The 1,145-nt window shown below is 57.1% G+C and carries 1 protein-coding gene; it reads right to left on the bottom strand.

The features are described 5' to 3' along the window. Nucleotides 1–132: 132 nt before the first annotated feature. Nucleotides 133–1,145, bottom strand: a 1,013-nt coding sequence (locus tag VB737_RS16870) for an SGNH hydrolase domain-containing protein (RefSeq protein ID WP_500314667.1), incomplete at its 5' end; no start/stop codon positions are given.

The raw sequence follows: 1,145 nt of genomic DNA on the forward strand, positions 1-1,145 counted from the left end.
GCACCGCCAGCATCGCCGCTCCACGCAGCGCGTCGATGTCCGGTCGGTAGGTGAAGCCTCCCCCCTTCCCGCTGCCACCCTCCGCCTGGCGGTTGGCCGATGGTGCGGCTCCGGTGCCCGTGACGGCCACCATCAGCGGGACGGGGCCGGAATCAGGCCGGACTTCACCAGAAAACGCTCAAACGGGACTGCGAGGGATCGGCTGCCGGTCACACTCAAATGGTGAGAATCCGAATAAAGAATAGTGCCCTCATCATTCCGATAGCGAACTTTTCCATTGGCGTCCAGAAGTTCCTGCGTGGGATCAAAAACATGAACGTTGGCAAGACCGGAAGCCGCTTGATCAAGCACGGAGCGAATGACTTGCTGCCTGGCGGCGGTCGTCGCAGGGTCGAATGCACAGCTTCTTGGAGATCCAGGGGGACAGAAAACAACGTCCTGGGAGAGCGGAGGATTATCCACAACCAAAACCAACTGGATTCCTCTTTTCTGCAGCAACAGCGCATAAGCTCTCAAGGAAGCCAGATGGGCCATACGCATCTCGGAGATGTTGAGTCGATTACCGCCAATACGAGCTGACGACTCAGCCTGGGAACCGACGCCATGAACGCTACCAAGATAATTATGAATGTTGCTTGAGATTACAACGATATCGCCTGGCTTCAGCCTTTCGATAGCTCGCGACATCTCGCCAATAGCAAAATCCGTACAAGGCTGATAAGGCTTCTTGTTGAGTTCAAGCGTAAGCGAGGGGTCAAGGAAACAGGACGGCTTGTTGGAGAACGTCAGTCGCTGACCAGTCCGTCTCGTTATGATATCAAGCATCGGCAGAAAGTGCTGGGCATGGGAATCACCCAGCAGAAAAATCTCCCCAGCTCCAGGCCTGCCTGGCTTCTGACAGCGGTCATAGTCAGGACGGGTTTCGAGACCATAAGGGATCCAGTAATTCAGGGTGCAGCGCTTATCGATCAATGTGCCCGGGATGGTGGGGTCCCACTCCTGAACGCGCTCATGGCGTGGGACAGGACTGGGATCACTGCCCACGAACAACTTGCCCCGAAACTGGTGGTGCAGCACGTCAATCCCCACCCACAGGCCACCCAACGCCAGCACCGCCAGCAGCGTCTCCCACCACCACTTCAGCG

The organism is Synechococcus sp. BA-120 BA3, assembly GCF_034931285.1.
GTDB lineage: Bacteria > Cyanobacteriota > Cyanobacteriia > PCC-6307 > Cyanobiaceae > Cyanobium.